The sequence below is a fragment of the Actinomadura sp. NPDC049753 genome (assembly GCF_040674655.1).
GTDB lineage: Bacteria > Actinomycetota > Actinomycetes > Streptosporangiales > Streptosporangiaceae > Spirillospora > Spirillospora verrucosospora.
This window is the reverse complement of the sequence record NZ_JBFARL010000010.1, coordinates 26,334-50,566: the sequence shown is the minus strand read 5'-3', so window position 1 is coordinate 50,566 and position 24,233 is coordinate 26,334. Positions and strand designations below refer to the sequence as shown.

23 protein-coding genes and 1 pseudogene are annotated in these 24,233 nt (G+C 70.7%); 11 read left to right on the top strand and 13 right to left on the bottom strand.

All coding sequences use genetic code 11. The features are described from left to right. Position 1: 1 nt before the first annotated feature. Entirely contained in the window at positions 2-271 is a 270-nt protein-coding gene (locus AB0K37_RS04825) for a hypothetical protein (protein WP_363974852.1), read from the bottom strand. Between the two features lie 361 nt (positions 272-632). Between AB0K37_RS04825 and AB0K37_RS04820 the strand changes: the two genes are divergently transcribed. Beyond that, entirely contained in the window at positions 633-1,994 is a 1,362-nt protein-coding gene (locus tag AB0K37_RS04820; protein WP_363974849.1) for a DUF2786 domain-containing protein, read from the top strand. Positions 1,995-2,076: 82 nt separating this feature from the next. On the opposite strand, the gene AB0K37_RS04815 is transcribed toward AB0K37_RS04820, so the two are convergent. Then, positions 2,077-2,289: a helix-turn-helix domain-containing protein gene (locus AB0K37_RS04815; protein WP_021594883.1), complete on the bottom strand. Its 213-nt coding sequence runs from the start codon at positions 2,287-2,289 to the stop codon at positions 2,077-2,079. Positions 2,290-2,704: 415 nt separating this feature from the next. On the opposite strand from AB0K37_RS04815, the gene AB0K37_RS04810 reads away from it, so the two are divergent. The 3 genes and pseudogenes from AB0K37_RS04810 to AB0K37_RS04800 all read left to right on the top strand — a co-directional run bounded on the left by AB0K37_RS04810 (position 2,705) and on the right by AB0K37_RS04800 (position 6,231). Further along, positions 2,705-3,664 (top strand): hypothetical protein, encoded by a 960-nt coding sequence (locus AB0K37_RS04810; RefSeq protein WP_363974846.1) that lies wholly within the window; start codon positions 2,705-2,707, stop codon positions 3,662-3,664. Between the two features lie 356 nt (positions 3,665-4,020). After that, positions 4,021-4,205, top strand: a pseudogene (locus tag AB0K37_RS04805) (2-succinyl-5-enolpyruvyl-6-hydroxy-3-cyclohexene-1-carboxylate synthase); the annotation flags it as partial. 1,180 nt (positions 4,206-5,385) lie between these two features. Continuing rightward, a complete protein-coding gene (locus AB0K37_RS04800) occupies positions 5,386-6,231 on the top strand; it encodes a hypothetical protein (RefSeq protein WP_363974843.1) in 846 nt (281 codons plus the stop codon). A 129-nt stretch (positions 6,232-6,360) separates the two neighbouring features. Here the strand turns inward: AB0K37_RS04800 and AB0K37_RS04795 are convergent, their stop codons facing one another. The 5 genes from AB0K37_RS04795 to AB0K37_RS04775 all read right to left on the bottom strand — a co-directional run bounded on the left by AB0K37_RS04795 (position 6,361) and on the right by AB0K37_RS04775 (position 12,326). Further along, positions 6,361-7,152, bottom strand: a complete 792-nt coding sequence (locus tag AB0K37_RS04795) for a hypothetical protein (RefSeq protein WP_363974840.1) — start codon at positions 7,150-7,152, stop codon at positions 6,361-6,363. A 152-nt stretch (positions 7,153-7,304) separates the two neighbouring features. Then, the gene (locus AB0K37_RS04790; protein WP_363974837.1) at positions 7,305-8,528 is read right to left on the bottom strand and encodes a cytochrome P450; all 1,224 of its coding nucleotides are present in this window, start codon (positions 8,526-8,528) and stop codon (positions 7,305-7,307) included. 144 nt (positions 8,529-8,672) lie between these two features. After that, complete coding sequence (locus AB0K37_RS04785) at positions 8,673-9,956, bottom strand: citrate synthase (RefSeq protein WP_363974834.1); 1,284 nt, start codon at positions 9,954-9,956, stop codon at positions 8,673-8,675. A 439-nt stretch (positions 9,957-10,395) separates the two neighbouring features. After that, positions 10,396-11,298: a serine/threonine-protein kinase gene (locus AB0K37_RS04780; RefSeq protein ID WP_363974935.1), complete on the bottom strand. Its 903-nt coding sequence runs from the start codon at positions 11,296-11,298 to the stop codon at positions 10,396-10,398. An 89-nt stretch (positions 11,299-11,387) separates the two neighbouring features. Further along, positions 11,388-12,326: an aldo/keto reductase gene (locus AB0K37_RS04775; RefSeq protein ID WP_363974831.1), complete on the bottom strand. Its 939-nt coding sequence runs from the start codon at positions 12,324-12,326 to the stop codon at positions 11,388-11,390. Positions 12,327-12,452: 126 nt separating this feature from the next. On the opposite strand from AB0K37_RS04775, the gene AB0K37_RS04770 reads away from it, so the two are divergent. Together AB0K37_RS04770 and AB0K37_RS04765 are read left to right on the top strand one after the other, a co-directional pair. Further along, entirely contained in the window at positions 12,453-13,367 is a 915-nt protein-coding gene (locus AB0K37_RS04770; RefSeq protein WP_363974828.1) for a hypothetical protein, read from the top strand. Positions 13,368-13,378: 11 nt separating this feature from the next. After that, positions 13,379-14,029 (top strand): nucleoside triphosphate pyrophosphohydrolase, encoded by a 651-nt coding sequence (locus AB0K37_RS04765; protein WP_363974825.1) that lies wholly within the window; start codon positions 13,379-13,381, stop codon positions 14,027-14,029. 333 nt (positions 14,030-14,362) lie between these two features. Here the strand turns inward: AB0K37_RS04765 and bioB are convergent, their stop codons facing one another. Further along, complete coding sequence (bioB, locus tag AB0K37_RS04760) at positions 14,363-15,523, bottom strand: biotin synthase BioB (RefSeq protein WP_363974822.1); 1,161 nt, start codon at positions 15,521-15,523, stop codon at positions 14,363-14,365. Between the two features lie 707 nt (positions 15,524-16,230). Continuing rightward, complete coding sequence (locus AB0K37_RS04755) at positions 16,231-16,461, bottom strand: hypothetical protein (protein WP_345185996.1); 231 nt, start codon at positions 16,459-16,461, stop codon at positions 16,231-16,233. A 159-nt stretch (positions 16,462-16,620) separates the two neighbouring features. Here AB0K37_RS04755 and AB0K37_RS04750 point away from each other — a divergent pair, with 159 nt between their 5' ends. Beyond that, positions 16,621-17,304, top strand: a complete 684-nt coding sequence (locus AB0K37_RS04750) for an alpha/beta hydrolase (RefSeq protein ID WP_363974819.1) — start codon at positions 16,621-16,623, stop codon at positions 17,302-17,304. 152 nt (positions 17,305-17,456) lie between these two features. Here the strand turns inward: AB0K37_RS04750 and AB0K37_RS04745 are convergent, their stop codons facing one another. Both AB0K37_RS04745 and AB0K37_RS04740 read right to left on the bottom strand, forming a co-directional pair. Next, entirely contained in the window at positions 17,457-18,050 is a 594-nt protein-coding gene (locus AB0K37_RS04745; protein WP_363974816.1) for a DUF4291 domain-containing protein, read from the bottom strand. A 35-nt stretch (positions 18,051-18,085) separates the two neighbouring features. Next, a complete protein-coding gene (locus AB0K37_RS04740; protein ID WP_363974814.1) occupies positions 18,086-18,790 on the bottom strand; it encodes a TetR/AcrR family transcriptional regulator in 705 nt (234 codons plus the stop codon). A gap of 87 nt (positions 18,791-18,877) precedes the next feature. Here AB0K37_RS04740 and AB0K37_RS04735 point away from each other — a divergent pair, with 87 nt between their 5' ends. Then, a complete protein-coding gene (locus tag AB0K37_RS04735) occupies positions 18,878-19,774 on the top strand; it encodes a TIGR03620 family F420-dependent LLM class oxidoreductase (RefSeq protein ID WP_363974811.1) in 897 nt (298 codons plus the stop codon). Between the two features lie 36 nt (positions 19,775-19,810). On the opposite strand, the gene AB0K37_RS04730 is transcribed toward AB0K37_RS04735, so the two are convergent. Together AB0K37_RS04730 and AB0K37_RS04725 are read right to left on the bottom strand one after the other, a co-directional pair. Further along, positions 19,811-20,467 (bottom strand): response regulator transcription factor, encoded by a 657-nt coding sequence (locus AB0K37_RS04730; RefSeq protein WP_363974808.1) that lies wholly within the window; start codon positions 20,465-20,467, stop codon positions 19,811-19,813. An 8-nt stretch (positions 20,468-20,475) separates the two neighbouring features. After that, on the bottom strand, positions 20,476-21,612 hold the full coding sequence (locus AB0K37_RS04725) for a sensor histidine kinase (protein ID WP_363974805.1): 1,137 nt from the start codon (positions 21,610-21,612) through the stop codon (positions 20,476-20,478). A 156-nt stretch (positions 21,613-21,768) separates the two neighbouring features. Here AB0K37_RS04725 and AB0K37_RS04720 point away from each other — a divergent pair, with 156 nt between their 5' ends. From AB0K37_RS04720 to AB0K37_RS04710, 3 genes are read left to right on the top strand one after another with little or no spacing between them, the layout of a single operon-like run. Beyond that, a complete protein-coding gene (locus AB0K37_RS04720) occupies positions 21,769-22,674 on the top strand; it encodes an ATP-binding cassette domain-containing protein (protein ID WP_363974802.1) in 906 nt (301 codons plus the stop codon). After that, positions 22,671-23,447 (top strand): ABC transporter permease, encoded by a 777-nt coding sequence (locus tag AB0K37_RS04715; RefSeq protein WP_363974799.1) that lies wholly within the window; start codon positions 22,671-22,673, stop codon positions 23,445-23,447. Before AB0K37_RS04720 ends, AB0K37_RS04715 begins: the two co-directional genes overlap by 4 nt. Next, on the top strand, positions 23,444-24,226 hold the full coding sequence (locus AB0K37_RS04710; protein WP_363974797.1) for an ABC transporter permease: 783 nt from the start codon (positions 23,444-23,446) through the stop codon (positions 24,224-24,226). The genes AB0K37_RS04715 and AB0K37_RS04710 overlap by 4 nt, the downstream gene beginning before the upstream one ends. The last annotated feature ends 7 nt before the right edge of the window (positions 24,227-24,233 follow it).

Here is a 24,233-nt window from a genome sequence, read left to right as displayed (position 1 = left end):
GCTAGCCGGCGCCGTCCTGACCGCGCATCTCCTCGACCACGACGCTCTGGTACGCGCGGGAGGTGTCCGGGACGTAGCTCAGCCGCGCCAGCGCCTTGCCCTCGTGGTCCCTGATCTCGAAGTGGTAGCCCTCTCCGGTCTCGCCCACGTGCGCCGCGGCCTGGTCGTGCCTGAGCCGGCACATGGTGTCGACCTTCTCCAGCGCGACCTTCAGGCTCCCCGCATCACTGATGAGCCGCGCGGGCTCACTCGTCTCCCAGATCTCGAACATCAGTCGTGTCCTGTCGGCGGTCGGTCGGAAGGAACGGGCGGGGCATTCCAGACGTCTGGGACAGCTTGCGCCTCTCTCGTGGATCTTTCAATCAATCAAGATATCGGATTGATCACTATTCGAAGTTGTCCACGCTCATAGTGTCATGTCCGCATGTGGCGGCGGTCCATCCGCCCCTTGTCCAAGCCCGGTTCGGCGCGGTCCGGCGCCCCGAGAACCGAACAGCATTCGGACGAGTTCGCCCGTCCGTCGGCAGGAGCGACCGGACGCAGGCTTTGCCCGTTCCGGCCGGGCGGCGGCGAGCCTCGTCCCCGCCGGGTGGGAGAATCGTCCCCGGCGACGTCGGACGGCGGGAGTGGCGGTGCGGAAGACCGGACGCAGCGACCGGCCGTTCGAAGCCTCGGCAGCCCTCGCCGCCGAGGAGGCGGTGCGATCGCTCGCTCGCCGCGACCGCGCGGCGTTCCGGCGGCTCGTGGGCGAGCTGGCCGACCGTCCCGGCACCCCGGACTGGACGGCAGCCGCCGACCGCTGCCTCACCGACCGGCTGCGTCACGGAATCACCTCCGCCTGGCAGCGGGGCTGGCAACCGGCCGATCTGGTGCGCTACACGATCCGCCGGCACACGACCCGCCACGCACGCCTGGCCACCGACGCGATCGCCCACGAGGCGCGCGCCTACTTCCCCGGCGCGGTCGACGATCGCTGGCACGAACAACTGGCCGCCATCCAGGCCGACGTGTGGTGGCCGGACGACGGCTCCCACCCGTCCCACTGGTGCCGCCGCGAAGGCGCCGAACGCGCGACCTACGTCGCCTGCGCCATCGAACTCATCCACCTGCTGGAAACCCTTCCAAGGCTTCCTCCGATCACCCCGCCCCCCGGCAAGCCCGGCCACGGCGCCTCTGGCGCAGGGAACGCCCGGGGCTCCACGAGGGCGTCCCGACCTGGAAGGGATACGCCCGGTTCGAGGAGGAGCGGGTCTCCCGGGGAGCCCAGGATCGGCGCCGACAGGCGAGCGGAGCTTGATCAGCGGATTCTGGGACGGGTCCGCGCGCTCCTCGCCAAGGCCGAATCGACCGAGTTCCCCGAGGAAGCCGAGGCGCTCAGCACGCGCGCCCAGGAGCTGATGGCTCGGCACAGCATCGACCACGCGCTGATCGCCGCAGAGTCGGGCGACATCAGCGGCCCGGACGGGCGCCGCATCGCCGTGGACAACCCCTACGACGCGCCCAAGGCGGTCTTGCTGACAGTGGTGGCCGAGGCCAACCACTGCCGCGCGATCTGGCATCGGGAGCTGGGGTTCTCCACCGTCCTCGGGTTCCCGGCCGACCTGGCCGCGGTGGAGGTCTTGTTCACGTCCCTGCTGGTCCAGGCGACGTCCGCCATGGTGCACGCGGGTCCCAGACGCGACGCGCGGGGACGGTCACGGACGCGTTCGTTCCGCCACGCGTTCCTCAACGCCTACGCCGTCCGCATCGGGGAGCGGCTGCGGGGAGCGGCGGACAGGGCGGCCGCGGGCGCCGGCGGGAAGGATCTGCTTCCCGTGCTGGCGGCGCGCGACCAGGCCGTCGATCAGGCCGTCGACACGATGTTCCCCGACCTCGCCAAGGGGCGGGCGGGTTCGGTCTCCAACTATGAGGGCTGGGTGGCCGGGCGGGCGGCCGCCGACCTTGCCAGCCTGAACGGGCGCTCCGAGGTCACCGGGGCGTTCCGCGGTCCGTAGCGCGCGGGGTCCCCCCGGGGGGCGAGGGGGACGTCCGGCCATGTGCTCGCTTCTTCCTTGTCTCGCTGGGCTCGGGAGCGGGTCAGTCCTTCTTGCGCCGGGTGTTGCCACCCCGGCCGCGCAGCGGCACTCCCGCCTCCTTCAGGACGTTGTAGATGAACCCGTACGACCGGCCGGTCTCGGCGGCCAGATCGCGGATGCTCTCGCCCGCCGCGTACCGCGGGGCGAGCTCGGCGGCGAGCCTGGTGCGTTCGGCACCGGTGACGCGGGTGCCCCTCGACAGTGTTCGAGCCACGGGGACCTCCTGATTTCCGAGGCTGGGCGGCGGGGCCCGTCCCCGCAGCTCACAGCAGTGTTGATCTCCCCAACGTACACATTCCCCCCGATTGCGCCGTCGATGCCGCGCGAATCACCGCGAATTCGGCCGAAGCTGGTCTTTTCCATGGCGAACGGCGTGTCGCAGCTAGACAGACGTGTCTGTCACCGCCGCCTCCCGGCCGATCCGCCGGATCACCCGCTCCGGCAGCCCCAAGACCGGAACCCCGCCTCCCCCAGGAGCCCGGCGCGCTCCACCACGCACGCCACCCCGCCCGCTCACCGCTCTCACAGCCGCCCCAGCCGACGGGGTTATCCACAGAAGCAGGTTCTACTGCCGCTCGCCCGGACGGCCGCGCAAGCTGGGCACGTCCCGAAAGGCGAGGAGGAGTCCCATGGCCACGATCACGTTCCCGGTCCCGTCCACCACCACGTCACGGTTCGCCGTGGCCGCCACCACCGTCCCGGACGGCCCCGCCGACCTTCTCAGAACCGCGGACGGCCCCTACCTCTCCCACATCGCCGGACGCCTGGGCACACGCCAGCTCCAGGTCGCCCGCGAAGACCTCGCCCACCTCCGCTGGGACCCGGGGCAGATCAAGGCGGCACGACCAGAAGACCGGCAACTCGCGCGCGCCTTCAACGACGCCGAGCAGTTCGCCGTCGTCACCGCCTTCGCCCCGATCACCGACCAGCCCAGAGCGGTCCAGGTGGCCCGCGCCGCCGCGTACGCCATCGCCGAAGCCACCGGAGGAATAGTCGCCGACCTGGTCACGGGCCACGTCCTGACGCCGTCCGCCCACGAGCGGACGCGCTTCGTTCTGGCCGACCGGTGGCTGGGCGACGTCCTACCGCCGTTCCGCGCCAACGGCCGCTGCACCGCCGCCGACCCCGGCGTCGATCCAGAAGGCGTCAACGGCTGCGCCTGCCTCCGGCTCCGAACCCGCGGCCTGCGCCGCTTCGGCCTCCCCGAACTCCAGATCACCGACGTCGCCTGCCCGCACGACCTCACCGCCCTCAACGTCCTGCGCACCACGGCCCGCCGCCTCCTGACCGACCACTGGTCCTGGCTGGCCACCGGCCCGGCCGTCCGCGACCGCACGATCCCCGACGTCCTCGACCTGGCCCAGAGCGACTTCAACGACTTCTGGGGCACAACCCGCCGCGTCCCCCTCACCCCGCCGTCGCCCTTCCAAGTCCACCTCTCCCCCTTGACCTCCCGCCTCATCGCCGTAGGCCCGCCCGCCCACTTCGAAGGCACGATCAACGACTGGCTCTGGGGCGACACCCTCCCTATGGGCCTGCACGACACCCAAGAACCCCCCACCCCCAACCCCCTCCCCACCGCCGCCTAAGTCCCCAGCCTCCGCCCGAGACCCAGATGCCCAACACCCCCCGGCCTGCGGCTGCCCCCAGCCTCGGAGGTGACACCGACCCGGACTGTGCCGCGAAGGCGAGAGAGCCAGCCGCTAGCCCGCCGCCCAACGGTGGGCGCCGCCCTCAACAGCGACCAAGAGGGCACCGCGTCGCAGCCTGCACGCCGCCTCAGCGGTGGACACCGTCCCCAACGGCGACCCGGAGGTGAGCGAGTCGCCGCCGGGACGCAACCTCGGCGGTAGACGCCGTCCTGGACGGCCCCAGGAGAAGAGCCAGCCGCCGCCAGCCCGCGGCCCACAGTGGACGCCGTCCTGAATGCCATCCCGGAGGTGAGGAGCTGCGGTCGGCGCACGACACACTGGCGGCACTGCCGGCGAGTCGTTGGTGTTCACCGCGGCGAGCGCGCCGATCCGCGATCCAGACCAGGTGATGCGGCCGCGGCACCGTATTCGGGTCATGAGCAATCGGGGCGCCAGCGGCATCTGCGGGCTCGTGTCGACGGCGCTTGGTGCGGCGCTGTGCACTCCCCGTCTAGCAGGGCCCCCGCTCGTGCATCCCGGCGACGCCCTGCCGGGGGCCCGTCCAGGCCGACCGGCTGCTGGCAGCGGCTCCATGAACTACGCGGCACCGGGCACGCATCGTCGGCTTGGCGCGGGGGCGGGGCTCAGGGGCGTCTCGGTGATCTGGTGGGGCTGGAGGTTGAGAGAATCGAACAAAGGGCGACGCCAAGTCGATCACGGCGAAGCTTGTCTATGTTGCCCGTCCGGCCGGGGGAGGGTGAATTCGCGCGACTTCGCCTGCGTTGGGGACGCGAGATCTTGGCGTTCCTGGCCGGGACAGGAGAGGTGGGCACCTTGGAGAGTTCGACCATTGGTCGCAGTGACAGCGAGTGACAGTTTTGGGACCCTGCCGTCACCCGAGCATGCCACTTCGGGGGGCTCCTCAGGGGGTTCGAGCAAGTGCTGATCATGCGGGGTGTCGTTGCTTGGGGTTGTCTTATCACCGATCCCCCTCCTCGCGCATCCCTTTGAATTCACGGGAATTCAGCGCTTTGGCGGCCCGGCGCGCGGGACTAGGGGCAGGCACGCGGCGTTTCGGGATGATCCGGGATATGCCATATATATCCGTCACTCGCGCGGCGGCGACGGCTCGGCCGGATGACAGAAGCCGACTGTGGGCAATGTTCAACGCTCCGTAGCCAAAGTGGCTACGATCGGCATTCACACGGTGACCGACGCGATCCCCCGGGGCGAAGATGAACCGTTTCCTGGCACATCCCAGACTCGCCGTCGTCTTCGGCGAATGGCTCCGCTGCACCTGCGGCTTTCTGGGGTGTACCGCCATGGCCGGCGCCATCAGTATCGGTGCGACGGCTCCGTCCGACGCGGCCGCCGCCACCGAGCCGGAACCGCACAGGCCCGTCCCGCCCGTCTGTCGCCACGCTGTTGGCGACCGGTACGCCGCGCACAAGTGCAAGGAGGCATGGGTGGCGATGTACGAGAGGTCTCGGAGACGTTCGGGACATGGCCGAGATCTGCCTCGCTGGGGCGAGCGGTACGACCGGAAGCCGAAGAAGGAACACAAGGTGCCATTGCCGCACCCGCGCGAGAACGTTGTTCCGCGTCCTGCCTCGCCGGCCCGTCCGAAAAGCGCACCCCCGTCTCCCAGCCCCTCCCAGAGCACCCCCGAGCGCCCATCCGTGGCCTCCGCCCCGGTCCGACCGCGCGAACAGGCCGACGAGGTCGATCCACATCCTTCCTCCCTGGTGCGACCGCGCGAACAGGCCGACGAGGTCGATTCACGTCCTTCCTCGCTGCAACCGGTACTGCTTCTCAGCCTCCTGCTCCCCGCCGCGGCAGCGATGTGCTACCCGTTCCGGCATCGCATCTACACCGCCGCCACCGCCGGCCTGTCCCCCGTTCCCGCGCCCAGCGCCCAGGACCCGCAGGCCGTGCGATTCACCTACCGTCCTGCGCTCAACCCGTTTGCCACGCCGGCCGCAGGCCTCACGGGGCCGGGCGCGACATCCACCGCGCGGGTATTGGCGCTGACCGCGCTCGACGTCCACGGTGACGACTCACTGGTCGTCGTCCCGCGGGCCGACGCCATCACTCTCTTCGGGCTGGCCGAGGATGAGCTGCTCGACGACAACACGGCGGGTCTCTTCATCCCCGGGAACCTCGACGCGGCGCTCGCGTACCTGGAAACCGAACTCGCCATCCGAGAGAGGAGCGGCGTCACTGAGGGGCGGCGTCTGCTGCTGGTGGCCGACTGCGCCCAGGAGGCGGAGCGGATCATGGCACTTCTCACCCACCATCCGGATGCCGTGTTCGCGGTCCTGCTCGGTCATTGGGCGGGCGATCAGGCCGTGATCGACGCCGACGGGCTGGTCGAGGCGCCTCCCGCCGTGGCGTCCAACTTCCCTTCCCGCCTTCCGGCGATGTCCCGGACGGAAGCACGTGACCGTCTCCTGAAGGTGCTGGACCAGCAGAAGGACACTCAGAAGCCACCGACCCGTCGCCGCTCCACCTCCCGACGCGGTTAGAACGACACTCATTCCGCGCGTCCCCGAAGTCGAGGTGTCCTTGGACGATCGCGCCGAGTGGTGCTTCTTAGCAGTCATCGCTAGGTGTCCAGCCCGTCTGGGCGTTGCGGTGAAGCCTCGCGGCGGCTTCTAGGGCGTGGGTTCTCGTTTCGCTATATCGGCCCTGATCGTCGTGAGGCTTCTCAGCGCTCGTCCCACGGGGGCCGTGTCCGGGGGCTGGTCGGCGTCGCCGTCCAGAAAGGCAGAGCACCGCAGGATCCAGGCGCGGACCACGTCTTCGGCTCGTGCCTCGGACCGGCGTGTTCGAGCGAGGGCCAGGTTCCGTTGCTCCTCCCCCACTTGGCGGGTCAGCTCCTCGTCCGCGCTCAGCGCCCGGACGTCGGAGAGTGCGTAGCGGCCAAGTCTGTCCGTCTCCAGGCCGCGTTCGACCGCGATCCGGTCGAAGGTTCTGCGGTGCCAGCCGAGGATAGTCGCCGCTCCGCCGGCGTCGACGGTGTCGGTCAGCGGGCCCTTCCTGGTGGCGACCACTCGGCGCACGGAGTCGGGATCGAGCCGGTCCAGATCGCGAAGTAGGTAGACGGGAAATCCGCGGAAGGTGCTGCGGAAGGTGCTGATGACGTCGAGGTCGCCTTGGGCTACCAGGACCTCGACGTCCCCGCGCTCGACGTCGAGGCCCACCCGGGACGCCAGCCGAGCGGCGGCCTTCGCCGAGCCGATGGGGGGCTCGTCGCCGAACCGGGCGACAATCTCCTCGCTTCGACCGCGGGCTCCCTCGGCGAGGGCGGCGGACCACCGGTCCCCTTCCAGGTCGGGTTTCGGGAGCAGCCCGTGCTCCAGGCCGAGGCGCAACTGCCAGCGGGCGAGACCGAGAAGCGTGGCGAGCTGGTTGGCGCTGTGATCGGCGCGCGTCATCTCAGGCATGGCCGGGCCTTTCTTGTCGCGTTGACGTGAACGCGACTCAGCCTCAGGCACGGACGCCACCGGAACGACTAGAACGCGCTTCTGTGGATAACCGGTGCCGCGTCACGGGCTGGCGGTGACGCCCGCGGCAGGCCGAGACCTTCCGGTTGGAGTCAGAACGCGCAGGGCAGGGACTTGATCCCATTGATGAAGCTCGCCCGCTGACGGACGGGCGGCGCGGTGGCGTGCAAGGTGGGCAGCCGCGTGTACAGCTCGCGGAGCAGCACCGTGATCTCGCGGCGGGCCAGGTGCGCGCCAAGGCAGAAGTGCGGTCCGGGAGCACCGAAACCGAAGTGCGGGTTGGGCGAGCGCGTGACGTCGAAGGCGTGCGAATCCTTGAAGACGCTCTCGTCCCTGTTCGCCGAGTTGTAGTAGAGGATCACCCGGTCTCCGGCGCGGTAGACGTGGCCGCCCAGTTCGTGGTCGCGGGTCAGCGTCCGGCGCATCCACGTCACCGGGGTGGAGTACCGGACGATCTCCTCGACGGCGGCCGGAAGCCGGACGTCCAGGTCCCCCAGCAGGACGTCCCGCTGATCAGGGTTGTCGGTGAGCAGGCTCAGGGCGTGCGACAGCGCGTTGCGCGTCGTCTCGTTCCCCGCCACGACCAGGAGCGAGAAGAAGCGGCCCAGGTCGATGTCGTCGAGGGCCTCCCCGTCGACGTTCGCGTGCGTCAGCGCGGTGACGAGGTCGTCGGCGGGGTTCTCACGGCGCAGACGGCCGAGATCGGCCATGAGTGCGTGCAGGAGGGAGAACTTCTCCCTGAGGACGACCGTCCTTTCGACTCCGTCAGGGCCGACGAAGTCGGGGTCGCCGATGGCGATGATGACGTTCGTGGCCTCGATGACGTCGTCGTACGCGGATTCCGGGATGCCCATCATCGAGCAGATGATCCGCAGGGGCATCGGCATGGCGACGTGCTCGACGAAGTCGCACGGGCCGCGCTCGGTCAGCTCGTCCACGATGTGGCGGGCCAGGACGGCGACGTCTCCCGTGACCCGCTGGACGAGGCGCGGCGTGAACGAGCGGGAGACGATCCGGCGGAGCCGCGCGTGCCGGGGATCGTCGATGCTGATCATGGAGCCGCTGTAGGCGGCGACCTGAGGGGGCGGGTCGACCAGGCTGACCGCGGTGGGTTGCGAGCTGAACACCTGGGGGTTCCGGCTGGCCTCGGCGACCTCCTCGTAGCGGGCGATCGCGTAGAACCCCGGTTCGTCCGGCACGGGGCAGAACACCGGCGCGTCCGCGGCCCGCAGGGAGGCGAACAGTTCGTCGCGTTGGTCCTGCGGTTTCGACCAGAAGTCCAGGCTGACGAGGCTGCTCTCGGCGATGGAGGGCATGGGTGAGCGCCTTCCGCTGGGGAGTCGTCGCCCCCAGGCTAACCCGGCGGCGTCCCCGAAGATGATCATGCGGCGGGCGGGGTGGGGACCCCGCCCGCCGCACACGCGCTCCCGCCGTCCCGGGACCGCGCCCGGGAACCGCCGCTAGCGGGCGGAAAGCTCTACGAAGGGGCGCTCGCCCGGTCCCACGTAAACCTGGCGCGGACGTCCGATCTTTGTGGACGGGTCGTTCATCATCTCGCGCCACTGGGCGATCCAGCCGGGGAGCCGGCCCAGGGCGAACAGCACCGTGAAGGCGTTCGTCGGGAAGCCCATCGCCTTGTAGATGACGCCGGTGTAGAAGTCCACGTTCGGGTAGAGCTTGCGCTCGATGAAGTAGTCGTCGCTGAGGGCGACCTCTTCGAGGCGCATGGCGAGGTCCAGCAGCGGGTCGGACTTGCCGAGCGCGTCCAGGACCTTGCCCGTCGCCTTCTTCACGACGGCGGCGCGCGGGTCGTAGTTGCGGTAGACGCGGTGCCCGAAGCCCATGAGCTTGACGCCGGGCTCCTTCTTCTTGACGCGCTCGACGAACGAGTCGATGTCGTCGCCGTTGTCGTGGATGCGCTCAAGCATCTCCAGGACGGCCTGGTTGGCGCCACCGTGCAGGGGGCCGAACAGAGCGTCGACGCCCGCGGACACCGAAGAGAACAGGTTCGCCTGGCTGGAGCCCACCAGACGCACGGTGGAGGTGGAGCAGTTCTGTTCGTGGTCGGCGTGCAGGACGAACAGCATGTCCAGCACGCGCGCGATCTCGGGGTCGATCTCGTACGGCTGCGTGGGCAGGCCGAACATCATGCGCAGGAAGTTCTCCACGTACCCGAGCGAGTTGTCCGGGTAGAGCAGCGGCTGGCCGTTGGACGTCTTGTAGGCGTAGGCCGCGATGGTCGGGAGCTTCGCGATGAGCCGGATGCTCGACCGGTCGACCTGCTCCGGGTCGAACGGGTCGAGGCTGTCCTGGTAGAACGTCGACAGGGCGCTGACCGCGGACGACAGCACGGCCATCGGGTGGGCGCGGCGCGGGAAGGCGGAGAAGAAGGCGCGGAACTTCTCGTCCAGCAGCGTGTGGTGGCGGACGCTGTCGGTGAACGCGCTCAGCTGGTCGGCCGTCGGCAGCTCGCCGTAGATCAGCAGGTAGGCCACTTCGAGGAAGGACGATTTCTCCGCCAGCTCCTCGATGGGATAGCCCCGGTAGCGCAGGATCCCCGCCTCACCGTCGATGTAGGTGATGGCCGACGTGGTGGACGCCGTGTTGGTGAAACCCGGATCGAGCGTGACATGGCCCGTCTCCTTGAGGAGACTGCCGACGACCAGCCCCGACGGGCCCTCGGTCGCCTCGCTGACCTCCAGAGGCATGCGGCCGCCCGCGTGGTCGAGCTCGAAATCCGACATACTCGCTCACTCCCAACTGCGTCCACACCTGCGTAGACGTTCCGGTTTCATCGTATCCACGTGATCACAGGGGCTGATCCGGGCCGTCCCCGTTGACGGCGGACCGGCCGGTCGCGCGGGCGCACGAGCCGTTCACGACTCGTCATGCCCGCTCCACCGGCACTCGCGGACGCGGCGACCCGGCCGTCTCGCCCGTATATCGAAACGGACGATCTGGCCTGAAACGCCTGGTCCGGCTGGCCTGGGCAGAAAGCTGGACGGTCAGCAGCGATCGACCAGAAATTCGCCCTCCCCACCGGTCGTCCCAGCCGGCCGGCCGGTGAGGCGTTCTCATGATCTCGCGCGCCGGGAGAGGATGCCACGGTGGCCGTTCGGTGCCGCGCCGGTGCGGCCGGGGAAAGTGAGAAGAATCTCAGCCCCTGTCTCCATGGCCGACCGGTCATATCGGCCCGTGCACGTCCTCCTGACGCGGCTCACGCAAGGTGGGCTGCTCCGCTGTCAACTCGACCAGGGTCCGTTCCCGGACGTCGATCAATTGCTCGACGTCCAGGGGTGGCCACTCCTCGCCGTAGTGCGCGTCCAGCAACGTGCTCAGGGCGACGAGGATCTGCTCGGGTGTCGGACGTTCCCCTGGGTCCTTCGACAGACAGCGTGTGACGAGCCCCAGCATGGGAGCCGGCAGGAGGGCGAGGTCGGGTTCGCCGTAGACGATCCGTCCGCGAACCTTGCGCCCGTCACCGAACGGCGCCGCACCGGTCGCCGCGTAGACGAGCGTCGAACCGAGGGAGAACACGTCGCTTTCCGGATGGACGGGATCGCCTAGAGCCTGCTCCGGCGACATGTACGCGGGCGTCCCCAGAATCTCCGTACGCGACAGAGGCAGAGCGTCCAGGAGCCGGGCGATTCCGAAGTCGATGACCCGAGGACCGTCAGAGGCGAGCAGGACGTTGGACGGCTTCAGATCGCGGTGGACGATCCCCGCCCCATGGATTGCGATCAACGCCTCCGCCAGGCCGGCTCCCAGGCGGCAGGCCGTCTGCTCCTGGAGCGGCCCCTTCTCCCGGACGACTGCGGAGAGACTCACACCGCGGATGTACTGCGTCGCCAGCCACGGCTGTGGCGCGTCCGGGTCGGCGTCGACAACGGGAGCCGTGTAGAAGCCGCTCACGGAGCGGGCCGAGGTGACCTCGCGGCGGAACCGTTCCCTCCATTTGGGGTCGTCCAGCAGTTCCGGCCGGATGACCTTCACGGCGACCAGCCGCCTGCTGGGCGACGCCCCGAGGAACACCTCGCCCATTCCACCGGAACCGAGCCGCGAGACGACGCGGTAGGGGCCGATCATCTGGGGCGGTTCGGGCTGCGGGGACACGGCGATCCGTTCATGGTGAGGGTGATCAAATCGTGCCACGGCACGGGGATTCGTCCGACCGCTCACGTCCAGGAAAGCGCGCTCCGTTCGGCCCAGTAGCGGTCCGCTGGGACGTTCAGCCCAGCCAGCTCCTCCAGGTCGCCCTCCTCGAGGAGCACCTCCGTCGCCGCGAGGTTTGCCCGCAACTGGGCCGGGCTCACGGCGCCGATGAGGATGGTCCCGGCCCAAGGCTTGCTGAGCGCCGCCGCCAGAGCCACGGCGTCCGGCCCCGCGTGGTGCTTGGACGCGAGGTCTTGCACCTCCACGGGCGGCTGCACAGCGAGCCTGCCGTTGGCCAGCACCTCTTTGAGCAGCACATGCAGTCCGTCTTCATGGGCCTCGCGCAGAGCGTCTCCAGCGGAGGTCTCCAGGATGTTCCACGTTGATTGGACCGTGCTGAACAGCCTCTGACCGGCTGCTTCCAACCCCATGGCACGTCTGATCGTGTCCGCCTGCCGTGGCCCCGACGTCGAGAACCCCACGCGAACACCCTCACCGGCCAACTGGGCCAGAGCCTCCTGTAGGGGGACGTCCTGGAACAGCGGACTCTCCTCGGTGAGTGAATGCACCTGGTAAACGGCCAGGTGCCCGCCCAGAAGGTTCCGCGTCTCTTCGTACTGGGTCTGGAACCGGCCAAGGCTGTGCTCCTTGACCTCGTGCACCTTCGCGTCTGTTCTCCACTCGCCCACGTAGGCGTAACCCCACTTGCTCGACACACGGACCCCTTCGGGAGCACGTGCCGCTAGCCAGCCGCCAAGGAACTCCTCTGCCCTGCCGTAGGAGCGCGCAGCGTCCACCCATCGGACGCCTGCCGCGTACGCAGCGTCGAGGACGCTCCAGGTCGCCTCGCGCATCGCCTCCACGCTCCGCCCGGGCGGCAGTTCCCCGGCGCTTCCCACGTTGATGTAGGCCGGCCGCCCCAGCGCGGCGAGCCCGACTCCGAGCCGACGTATCGCGTCCATCCCCCCAGCCTTCCATGCAGAAGCCCGGCTGCCTTTATCCACAGAATCCCGTTCGCCTCAGCCCGCCCGGCGGACTCCCCGATGCTGAACCTCGCACGCCGGTCCACCTGCCACGAGGAGGCTGCAATGCGCGTCACCATCACGGTCCCCGAAGAGACGACCGCCAATTTCGTCGTCGCGACCGACAGGAACCCCGACGACCTGCCGGCGGCGATCCTCCGGAGGTTCTCCGGGTCCTTCGCGGCGGCGATCTCGGAAAGGCTCGGCTCTCCCCGACTCGCGCTCGCCTGCCACCCCGCCGCGAACTCCCCCTGGGACCTTTCCGGCATCACTGGTGCGGACGCCGACGACACCGAAAGGCTCCGCCAAGCGACTGAGCACATCGGCGTCACGTCGGTCCTGCCGGCCGGTGACCTGCCATTAGGGCCTCACCTCGCCCGCGCCGCGGCGAAGGCGGTCGCCGAATCGGTCTGCGGCGTGCTGGTGGACCCCCTGGCGAGCCAGGTCCTGCCCGTCGTGCCCTTCGGAAGATTCGACGAGTTCACCCTCGCCGACGACTGGCTCGGCGCCGCCCTGCCGCCCTACCGGAACTCCGGCCGCTGCACCGCCGACGAGGACGACATCGACGGCTGCTCCTGCGTCTACCTCACGACCCGGGGGCTGTGCCGGTTCGGCCTGCCCGAACTGCAGATCACCGGCGTCGCCTGCCCGCACGACCTGGCCGCGCTGAACGTCCTGCGCACCACCGCCCAACGGCTGCTGCCCCTCGGCAGGCATCCGGGAGAGCATGCCCTGCCCGCTCAGTTGCTGCTGACGGCCGCCGACTTCTCCGGTTTCTGGGGCAACCGCGACCTCATGTGGGACGACGGCCCTCTCGCCGTACGTCTCACCGAGGTGACGCCTCACCGCCTGGCCGTACGCCCGCCCGCGGACTTTCCGGGCACGCTGAACGAATGGCTGTGGGACGAACTCCCGCCCATCCTCCATGAACTGCTCAGCTGCGAACCGGACCACGCCATGGCGGGTCATCCGAGTGGCTAACGTCGTCGGGCATGGAGACCGAGCAGGCACCGGGATCGCTCGCGAGGGCGCTGGCGGATGTGGCGGCAGAACGTGAAGCCCAAGACCGGAAGTGGGGCGTCCAGGAGTTCCCTGACGGAACCGGCCCGGGCTTCACCCCACGCGCCGAGGAGGCGAAGCAGGAATCCGCCGCGGCATGGTCGCGTGGCGAACTGACGTGGCGTCACATCCTGACCGAGGAGTTCTACGAGGCGCTGGCCGAGTCCGATCCGCGAAGCCTCCGCAACGAACTGATCCAGACGGCGGCGGTCGCCCTCAAGTGGGTCCAGTCCCTGGACCGGCGCCACGGCGGAACCGGGCACCAGACCGGGGACGGACGCCGATCCGAGAAGCTCGTCCGCGACCGGATCCCCGAGATCATCCGGGACGCGGGCGGTTCCCCGGAGACACGGACCGCAGCCCCTGAGGAGCAAAGGGCGCTGCTGCGCAACAAGCTCTACGAGGAGGCCGGCGAGTACATCGCGTCCGACGACCCTGCGGAGCTCGCCGACCTTCTGGAGGTGCTTCACGCCCTCGCCGCCCTCCACGGCCTCTCACCCGAACAACTGGAGGAGCGACGCGCCGCCAAAGCGGCGGAACGAGGTGGCTTCTCCAAGCGCCTCGTCCTTCGCCTCCCCCACTGACCTCCGAGCAATCAGCTACGCCCAGAGCACCCCCGACCCGGCGCGCCAGGTTACGAGCAGGCGGAGGTGTTCGGGGAGGGCAGACGGCGCCGCCGCCCTGGACGGGTTCGCGCTCGGGTCGGTCATCGGATGTGGGGGCGTCGCCCGGGGACGGCTCAGGGGGTCAGGCATTGGGGGGCAGAGTGGTGCCGGCTCCGCGGCGGCGCACCGTCACCAGATCGGCCCGGGCAGGCGGAGGTGTTCGGGGAGGGCAGACGGCGCCGCCGCCATGGACGTGTTCGCGTTCGGGTCCGTCATCGGGTGTGGGGCTTCGCCCGGGGACGGCCCGGCGCGTCAGGCATTGGGGGGCAGAGTGGTGCCGGCTCCGCGGCGGCGCACCGTCACCAGATCGGCCCGGGCAGGCGGAGGTGTTCGGGGAGTGCGGACGGCGCCGCCGCCATGGATGTCTTCTCGCTCGGGTGCGTCATCGGATATGGAGGTCTTCGACCGCCTTCGGTGTTCGGGCAGTGTGGTGGTGGCCGTGTCCTCGACCTCGAAGCCCGCGTCGGCGATCATGTCGAGGTCGGCCTTGCCGGCCTGCCCCTCGCTGGTCAGGTAGTCGCCCAGGAAGATCGAGTTGACCACGTGCAGCGCGAGGGGCTGAAGCGTCCGCAGATGGATCTCCCGGCCGCCGGCGAGACGCACCTCCACGTCCGGGCAGACGAAACGCACCATCGCCAGGATCCGCAGGCACCGCTGCGGGGTGAGGGCCCACTTCTCGGCCATCGGGGTCCCCTCGAAGGGGATCAGGAAGTTCACCGGGACCGAGTCCACGTCCAGGTCGCGCAGTGCGAACACCACGTCCACCAGGTCCGCGTCGCTCTCCCCCATGCCGGCGATCAGCCCTGAGCAGGCCGACAGGCCTGCCTCCTTGGTCTGCCGCACGGTGTCGACCCGGTCGCTGAACTCGTGCGTGGTGCAGATGTCCGCGTACGCGGCTTCGGCGGTGTTCAGGTTGTGGCTGTAGGCATGGACGCCCGCCTCTTGCAGCCGCCCCGCCTGCACGCCGGACAGCAGGCCGAGACAGGCGCAGATCTCCACGTCCGCGTCGCGCTCCTTGATCGCCGAGATGATGCCGGCGACCCGCTCCACGTCCCGGTCGGTCGGACCACGTCCGCTGGCCACCAGGCACACGCGCTTGGCGCCGCCGGCGACGCCCGCTTCCGCCGCCGCGGCCGCCTCGTCGGGCTTCAGCCAGGTGTAGGTCAGGACTCCCGCCTTGGACCCCAGCCGCTGCGAGCAGTACGAGCAGTCCTCAGGACAGAGCCCCGACTTCAGGTTGACCAGGTAGTTCAACTTGACCCGCCGCCCGAACCAGTGCCGGCGTACCTTGCCGGCGGCGGCCACCACGTCGAGCAGGTCGTCATCGGAGGTTTCCAGCACCGCGAGCGCCTCGGCCCGGGTCAGCGGCTCACGGCGCAACCCCTTGCCGACCAGAGTCTCCAGCAGATCCATGGCGCCGATCCTCGCCTCCCGCGCGCACCACGCCAAGGCCCGGTTCGCACAAGAAGGTCGATGAAGATCTGTCGATCACGGCAGCGCAGGACCGACACAGGCAGCACCCGCCGCCATGGCATCGGTCGGCGTCATGCCTGTTCGCGGCTGACCGGCTTACCGGACGGCATCACCGCCCGGCCACTCGAAGCCCGAGCCCGACGTCGGACAGCGTGCAGGCGGACGGGAACGGAATCGCTGAGGTAGCAGCGTCGTCGTGCCGCGAGACGTCCTGGAAGAGAATTCCGACCACAGGCATGAAGCACGACGGACGGGTTCTGCTGAACACCGCCCTCCGGAGCCGGCGCCCGCACACCGATGGGCACGGCCTGTCCGGACCGCCGAACCGTAGTAAAGGCAACGCTTACCAGCCCGGCAGCGTCAGGACCACACCTGTAGCTACAGGGAAACCCGGCTCCGGGCGCGAACCAGAACTGACGAGTATCGCTGAAAGCCCACCTCGGGGACAGCGCGCGCACGAGCGGGCACGGCCTGTCCGGACGCCGAGCCATGGCGAACGCGACGTGTATCGGGCCCGGGAGTGTCAGGCCATACCTGGTGGCTTAAGGGAACCTCGGCCACGGGTGGGGGTGCGGCTGACGGGGGTTGTTGAACGGTGGGCTCGGGGGTGCCTGCGTACGGGTTGGTGGTTTGGTCGGGGTGGCGGGTCAGGGCCATACCTGGTGGAGCGTCCAGGGGCCGGGGTTGTGCGGGGCGATGACCTCGGCGATGGCGGGGCCGTCTGGTGTCGCCACCTGGAGGCGGTAGAACCTCGCCTGGCCCGGGGCCTGCCATTCCTCCAGGACTCGGCGCACGTGGTAGCGGCCTCGGGGGCCGGTGATGTGGGAGGGGCGGCCCGTGGGCGTGGTCTCAGCCGAGACCGGTTCATCGATCAGCACGGGACGACAAGTTAATACGAACACACGTTCGAAGCGAGCGACGCGCCGGGACGGTCTCCGTATTCAGGCGTCCCGACCTTGATCGGGGCTGCAGGGGGAAGGGGAATGTCCGTGTGGCTCGCTAGTGTCGCTGCCGCCGCACTACGGAGGTCGATGAACATGGCGACGTACACACTCATCCCGGGCGCGGGCGGGCAGGCCTGGTTCTGGCACCGTCTGGTGCCGGAGCTGCGCGCGCGGGGGCACGACGCCGTAGCCGTCGAGCTTCCGGCCGGGGACGACGCCGCGGGCCTCTCGGAGTACGCCGACACGGTCGTCGAGGCGATCGGGGATCGGACGGACATCATCCTGGTGGCGCAGTCGATGGGCGGGCTCACAGCACCGCTCGTCTGCGAGCGGGTGCCCGTCGACCTGCTGGTGCTGCTCAACGCCATGGTCCCCTCGCCAGGCGAGACGGGCGGTGACTGGTGGGGGAACACCGGGCAGGCGAAGGCGATGTCCGACCAGGCGATCCGGGAGGGACGGACGCCGTCCGCGGAGTTCGACGTCGAGGAGTGCTTCTTCCACGATGTGCCGGACGACGTGAAGGCCGCGGCGCTGTCGCAGGAGACCGTGCAGTCGTCCACCCCGTTCGCGGAGCCGTGGCCGCTGCACAAGTGGCCCAGCACTCCGACCGTGGTTCTGCAATCACGCGACGACCGCCTCTTCCCGCTGGAGTTCCAGCGGCGAGTGGTCGGCGAACGGCTCGGGATCAGCGTGGACGAGATGCCCGGGGGGCACCTCGTCGCTCTGAGCCGACCGCGCGAGCTGGCCGACCGCCTGGAGGCTTATCGCACACGGTGAGGCGCAGCGCCCGCCCTCTACCCGGGCATACCTCGGGGAGCTGATGGCATGCGGGAAGCACTGTCTTCCGTATTGGGCGGGACCGCTCCAAAGCTGCACGGGGACGGCGGCGGGCCGTGAACCCCGGGGGGCGCCTTCGGTGGGGTTATTGGCTACTGGGAGGCTCCTAGGCGGGCGGCCAGGGCGGGTGTCAGGACGTACGGGCGTTCCTTGGGGAGCAAGGCTCTGGCCTGGGGTGTGCGCCCGGCCTTGCGAAGTTCGTGGATCTTGCGGACCAGCGGGGTGAGGTCATCGATGCCGAGGATCCAGTCGTCGACGTAGCGGTCGACGATGTGGCGGCTGAGGCCTATCTGGATGCTGCGCGCTTCGAGTTTCTGGCCGTGGAGAGATCGTTCGGGGTCCCACTGGACATGCACGACCGCCTCCGCGAAGCGGCGGCGCCAGTCCTCAGAACTCCGGAAGACGCGGCGGTCGGGATCGGTCGGAACGGCCAGCCCCAGAGCCTCCTCCCAGCCGGTCCGACTGATCCGGACGGCGAGGATCGTCTCCTGACCGGGTTTGCGCGCCCAGTCGCTGCGGGCCATGAGCCACAGGAACGACGGTTTGATCCAGGTCATGCGGCCTCGGGAGAACGGCGGGACGAACGTGCCGTGCTCGGCGGCCGGGACGCCGATCTGTGGTGAGTACGCCTGGTAGACGGTGATCGAGTCGCGGTCGTAGCGGGCGCGGATCTCGCGTGTGCGCATGATCTGGCCAGCGTGGCGCGGGGGTGCGCCGCGACTCAAGCGGTTTTCCGGCGGCGGTGCGCCTTCTGGCGGCAGGCGGTGCCGCAGAAGCGGGCGGGGCGACCCGTCGGCGCTGAGGTGAGCGGCTTCCCGCACACCTCGCACCGCCTTTCGTTACGCACCGGGGCCGACGTTTCGTCGTCTTTCGTTACGGGCCGGAGCGCGTCGCACGCCAGCGCCGTCATGCGGCCCGGACTGGCCCCGGGGCGCCGCCGGCGTTCCATCAGCATGGCCCCGACCATGAGGGTGCGGACGTCGTCCACGTCCACGTCCGGACGGACCTCGCCGGCGGACTGCGCCCGCAGCAGAAGCTCCTCCAGGGCCGAGCCGAACTGCTCGTCCAGGCCGCGGGCGTCGAGCGTTCGCAGGTCCGCGGCCAGAGCGTCGCACAGGGCGTGGTTGAACATCGCGCGCTCCACGACCCACATGAGGAAGCCGTAGAAGGCCTCCCCCGGCTCCTCCGCTCGGACGAGGGCCTGCGCCTCGTCCACGATCCGCTCGATGCGATCCGTGACGACCGCCTGGAACAGGGCCTCCTTGGTCGGGAAGTGCCGGTAGACGGTCCCGGCTCCTACCCCCGCCCGGCGCGCGATGTCGTCGAGCGGGACAAGGCGGCCGTCCGCGGCGAAGGCCTCGAAGGCGGCTTCGAGGATGCGTTCGCGGTTCCGGCGCGCGTCGGCGCGCTGGGGCCGTCCGCTCACCGGGCGCCTCCTTCGTCGGTTGACAAGCGGGGCGGACGTTCCGGTAACGTCCTAAGCGGGTTGCTCGTTCCGATTATAGGAGGACCGATGACGGCGGTGGACGCGGCGCGAGCCGGGCTCGGCAGGATCGGCGTCGGGCTCGTGACGCCCATCGCGCCGGCGGACGAATGGCGGCGTGCGGCGCAGCGCGTGGAGCGCGCGGGCTACGGAGCCGTATGGGTGAACGAGGCCATCGGTGGCCGGGAGGTGTTCACTCAGCTCAGCGTGATGCTCGCCGCGACGGAGCGGATCGTCGCCGGCTCGGCGATCGCGAACCTGTGGGCGCGGCATCCGGCCGCCATGCAGGGGGCCGCGTCGGTCCTGGCCGATGCCTACCCGGGGCGCCTCGCGCTCGGTGTGGGCGTGAGCATGGGGGCGATCGTGGAGCAGAGCGGGCAGAAGTGGTCCAGCCCGCTGAACCGGATGCGCGAGTACCTCGACGGCATGGACGCGGCCGTCGAGGCGGCCCCGGTGCCCGAGAAGCCTTTCCCGCGCCTGCTGGCGGCCCTGGGCCCGAAGATGCAGGAGCTGGCCCGGGACCGTGCGGACGGAGCGCTCCCCGCCGCGATGCCCGTCGAGCACACGAGGCGGGCCCGGGAAAGGCTCGGCGACGGCAAGCTGCTCGTCGTCATGCAGACCGTCATCCTTGAGACGGATCCGGTGAAGGCGCGCGCACTCGCGAGAGGGACCAGGATGCTGGAGCTCCCAGGGTCCCCCTACGTCCGCTCGCTCAAGGCGCTCGGCTACGACGACGGCGCGGTCTCCGGCGGCGGGTCCGACGAGGTCATCGACGCATGCTTCAACTGGGGCGACGAGACGGCCATCGCCAAGCGGATCCATGGGCACCTCGACGCGGGAGCCGACCACGTCTGCGTCACGGTGTTCGCCCCCGACCTGGCCTCGGCCTCCGACCAGTACGAACGCCTCGCCCCGGCCCTTCTGTGACCACCACGCCGTCACCCGGTCTGGTACGGGCAAAGGTCAGCGGGGGCGGATGAGGCCGGTTTCGTAGGCGGTGATGACCAGCTGGGCCCGGTCCCGGGCGTGGAGCTTGGCGAGCAGGTGGCCGATGTGGGTCTTCACGGTGGCGGGGCTCAGGTGGAGGTGCTCGGCGAGTTCGGTGTTGGACAGCCCTCGGGCGATGAGGGTGAGGACCTCGCGCTCGCGGTCGGTGAGGGCGTCCAGCCCGGCGGGCGGGGGCTGCGCCGGGCCGGGGCGGCGGACGAACTCGGCGATCAGCCGCCGGGTCACCGACGGGGCCAGCAGGGACTCGCCGGACGCGACGACGCGGATCGCCGCCAGCAGGTCGGCGGGCGGGGTGTCCTTCAGCAGGAAGCCGCTCGCCCCGGCCCGCAGCGCCGAGTACACGTAGGTGTCCAGGTCGAAGGTCGTGAGGATCAGGACGCGGACGCCCGGGAGGCCGGCGCAGATGCGCTGGGTCGCCTCGATGCCGTCCATCTCGGGCATGCGGACGTCCATGAGGACGACGTCCGGGCGTTCCCGGGCGGCCAGCTCGACGGCCTCGGCCCCGGTGCCGGCCTCGCCGACGGTGCGCAGGCCGGGCGCGGTGTCGATCAGGACGCGGAAGCTGCCGCGCAGCAGGGCCTGGTCGTCGGCGACGAGGACGCTCAGATCCAACGGGGTTCCTAGGAGTCGTACGGGAAGGCGGCGGACACGGCGAAGCCGCCCTCGGGACGCGGGCCGGCGGTGAAGTCACCGCCGTACATCATGACGCGTTCGCGCATGCCGATGAGACCGTGCCCGCCGCCGCCCGGCAGGACGCGGAAGCCGGGCCCGTCGTCGGTGACGTCGATGCGCATGCGGAGCCCGTCGGCGCGGACGCGGACGCGGCAGCGCGCGGGGGCCGCGTGCTTGACGACGTTGGTGACCGCCTCCTGGACGATGCGGTAGGCGGAGAGAGCGACGCCGTCGGGGAGCTCTCCGGCGTCGACGTCCAGGTCGACGTGGACGCCGGCCATGGCGGCGCGTTCGGCGAGGCCGGCCAGGTCGGCGAGCCCGGGGGACGGGGCGAGGTCGGCGTCGGCGGCGCCGGCGCGCAGGACGCCGAGGAGCTGGCGCATCTCGGCGAGGGTGCCGCGGCTGGTGGTCTCGATGACCCGGAGGGCGTCGAGGGCCTCCTCGGGACGGGCCTCGGCGACGTGGACGGCGACGCCGGCCTTCACGGCGATGAGGCTCATGCTGTGCGCGACGACGTCGTGGAGCTCGCGGGCGATGCGGAGGCGCTCGCCGGAGACGGCCTCGTCGGCGAGGCGGCGGGCGGCGTGCGCGGCGTGGGCGCGGCGTTCGCGGACGAGCCGGCCGAGCGTCCAAGAGGCGCCCAGCACGGAGACGCCGAGCATCACTCTTCCGAGGATCTCGGCCTGCGCTCCGACGGGACCGGCGACGGCTCCGCCGAAGATGAACACGGCGCTGACGACGCCGATGAGCAGCGTGGGGACCCAGCGGCGGCGCCGCCGGGTGAGCGCGACCTGGTAGAGGGCGAATCCCGCGGCGGCGTAGGTGTCCCAGGGCAGGTCGAGGATCAGCGCGGCGGTCGAGGCGGACAGGACGGCGGCGAAGACCGGGACGGGCCACAGGCGCCGCACCGCGAGGGGCAGGGCCGCCGCGGCGACGAGCGGGACGACGAGGAGCGGTGAGGCGCCGGTGTCCGCCGGCAGCGCGAGGAGCACGAGGGCGTAGAGGAGCGCGGCTCCGGCGTCGAGGCCGATGAGGCCGCGCCGGCTGAGCCGCGGGAGCGGGGAGCGCAGCTCGGATTCGTCCACGTCACGAAAGTAGCGGCACGGGCGACGCCGCGCCTCGGCCTGGTGTCCGTCATACCTGGGGTGGAGGCGGCGGGACGTTCTCGGAGCACGGTCGCACGCGCGGTTCCCGCCCGCGTTCCGATGTGCGCGGGCCGGCCGCGTACCACCCTCGACCGCATGATCGAGGTACGCGAGCTGACGAAGCACTACGGCGGCACCACCGCGGTGGACCGCCTGTCGTTCACGGTGAGGCCGGGGACGGTGACGGGGTTCCTCGGCCCGAACGGGGCGGGCAAGTCGACGACGATGCGGATCGTGCTGGGTCTGGACCGTCCGGCGTCCGGTGAAGCACTGGTCGGCGGGCGGCGGTACGCGGCGCTGAAGCGGCCGATGCGCGAGGTGGGAGCGCTGCTGGACGCGGGCGCGGTGCAGGGCGGGCGCCGGGCGTTCGACCATCTCGGCTGGCTGGCGCGCAGCAACGGGATCGGGATGCGGCGGGTGGCGGAGGTCCTGGAGCAGGTGGGGCTCGCCGGGGTCGCGCGCAAGCGGGTCGCCGGGTTCTCGCTGGGGATGCGGCAGCGGCTCGGGATCGCCGCGGCCCTGCTGGGCGATCCGGGGGTGCTGATGTTCGACGAGCCGGTGAACGGCCTGGACCCCGACGGCGTCCGCTGGATCCGCGAGCTGATGCGGGCGCTGGCCGCCGAGGGCCGGACGGTCCTGGTCTCCAGCCATCTGATGAGCGAGATGGAGCTGACGGCCGACCGGCTGGTCGTCATCGGGCGCGGGCGCCTGATCGCGGACACGTCGGTGCGGGAGCTGGCGGACCGGTTCCGCCGCGGGGTGCTGGTCCGTTCGCCCCGTCCGGCGGAGCTGACCGGCGTGCTGGCCGCGGCGGGGGGCTCGGTCGAGTCCGCGCCGGGCGGGGCCCTCACGGTCACCGGGCTGGACGTGGCCGCGATCGGCGACACGGCCGCGGCGCACGGGATCCCGCTGTACGAGGTGGCGCCGCACAGCGCCTCTCTGGAGGAGGCCTACATGGAGCTGACCGCGGGGAGCACCGAGTTCGGGGCGGTGGCGCCGTGATCGACGCGCTCGCCGCAGAGTGGTACAAGCTCCGGACCATCCGCTCGACCTTCGCCGTCCTCGGGACCGTCGCGGCGTTCATGCTGCTCTGTGTCCTGTGGTCCTGGTACGTGACCCGCTACTGGGACGGCCTGCCGGCCGCGAAGAAGGCGACGGCGAAGGCGGCCCCGGCAGAACAGCCTTTGGCGGTGGCGCTACCGGTGTGCGCGGTGGTGCTGGGGGCGCTGACGCTCACGTCGGAGTACGCGCACGGCATGGTCCGGACGACGCTCGCCGTCCTGCCGAACCGCCTGGCCTTGTACGCGGCCAAGGGCGCGGTGGCGGCGGGGACGGTGCTCGCCGCGTCACTGGCGGCGCTCGCCGCCGGAACCGCCGCCGGGAACGCGATCGTGGGCGATCGTCCCGTGGCCACGTTCCAGGGGCCGCTGCTGGACGTCGCGGTCCATCTGCTGTGGCTCGGCCTGACGACCGCGGCGATCACGCTCATCGCCTTCGGGCTGGGAGCCGTCCTCCGCTCCACGGCAGCGACGATCACCGCGGGCATGGCCGTGCTGTTCGTGGCGCCCGGCCTCGCCCAGCTGCTGCCGTCGCCGTGGGACGAGCGGATCTGGTCGGCGCTTCCCGGAAGCCTGTCCAACCAGATCGCGGGTGCGCCCGGCTCGTCGACCGACCACGGCGTGCTGGCGCCGTCCGCCGCGATCGCGCTGCTGGTGGCGTACACGGCGGCCGCGCTCGCGGCCGGCGCCTTCTCGTTCACGCGGAGGGACGCGTGAACGCCCACGCGGTCGCCGCCGAGTGGCGCAAGCTGCGCTCGATCCGCTCGACCTACTGGGTGCTGGCCGCGACGGCGGCCTTCACCGGGTTCACCGTGCTTCTCGCGGTCCAGATGGCGCACGTCTGGGACGGCCTCGCCGCCGATCGCCGTGACGAGCTCCTGCTGCGCCCGCTTCAGGAGCTCAGCGTGTGGGCGGCGTCGCTGTGCCTGGCGGTGCTCGGCGCGCTGTCGGCCACGTCCGAGTACCGCACGGGGATGATCCGCACGACCCTCACCGTGCTTCCGCGGCGCCGCGCGCTGCTGACGGCCAAGGCGGCGGTGGTCGGGGCGGTCGCCCTGGTCGCCGGGGAGGCCGCGACGGTCGGTTCGTTCCTCGGCACACGGCTGGTCATCGGCGACCGCCCGTTCCCGGACCAGCACGCCTCCATCGCCCACGACCTGCCCGGCTTCCTCGTCGAGGGAACGGCGGTGCCGGTGTTCGCGCTGCTCGGCCTGTCGCTCGGCGTGCTGCTGCGGTCCACGGCGGGGACGCTCGTGTCGGTGGTGTTCCTGTGGCACATCCTGCCGCTGCTGGTCTTCCACCTGCCTCGGCCGTGGAGCGAGCGCGTCGGCTCGGTCATGCCCGGCGGCCTGCCCGCCCAGATGGCGGGGCTCAGCGCGGACAACTCGGTCTACGGCGATCTGCTGTCCCCCGGCGCGGCGACGGCCCTGCTGCTCGCGTACGCGCTCGTGCCGCTCGGTCTGGCCGCCCTCGTCCTCGCCAGGCGCGACGCCTGAGGGCCCG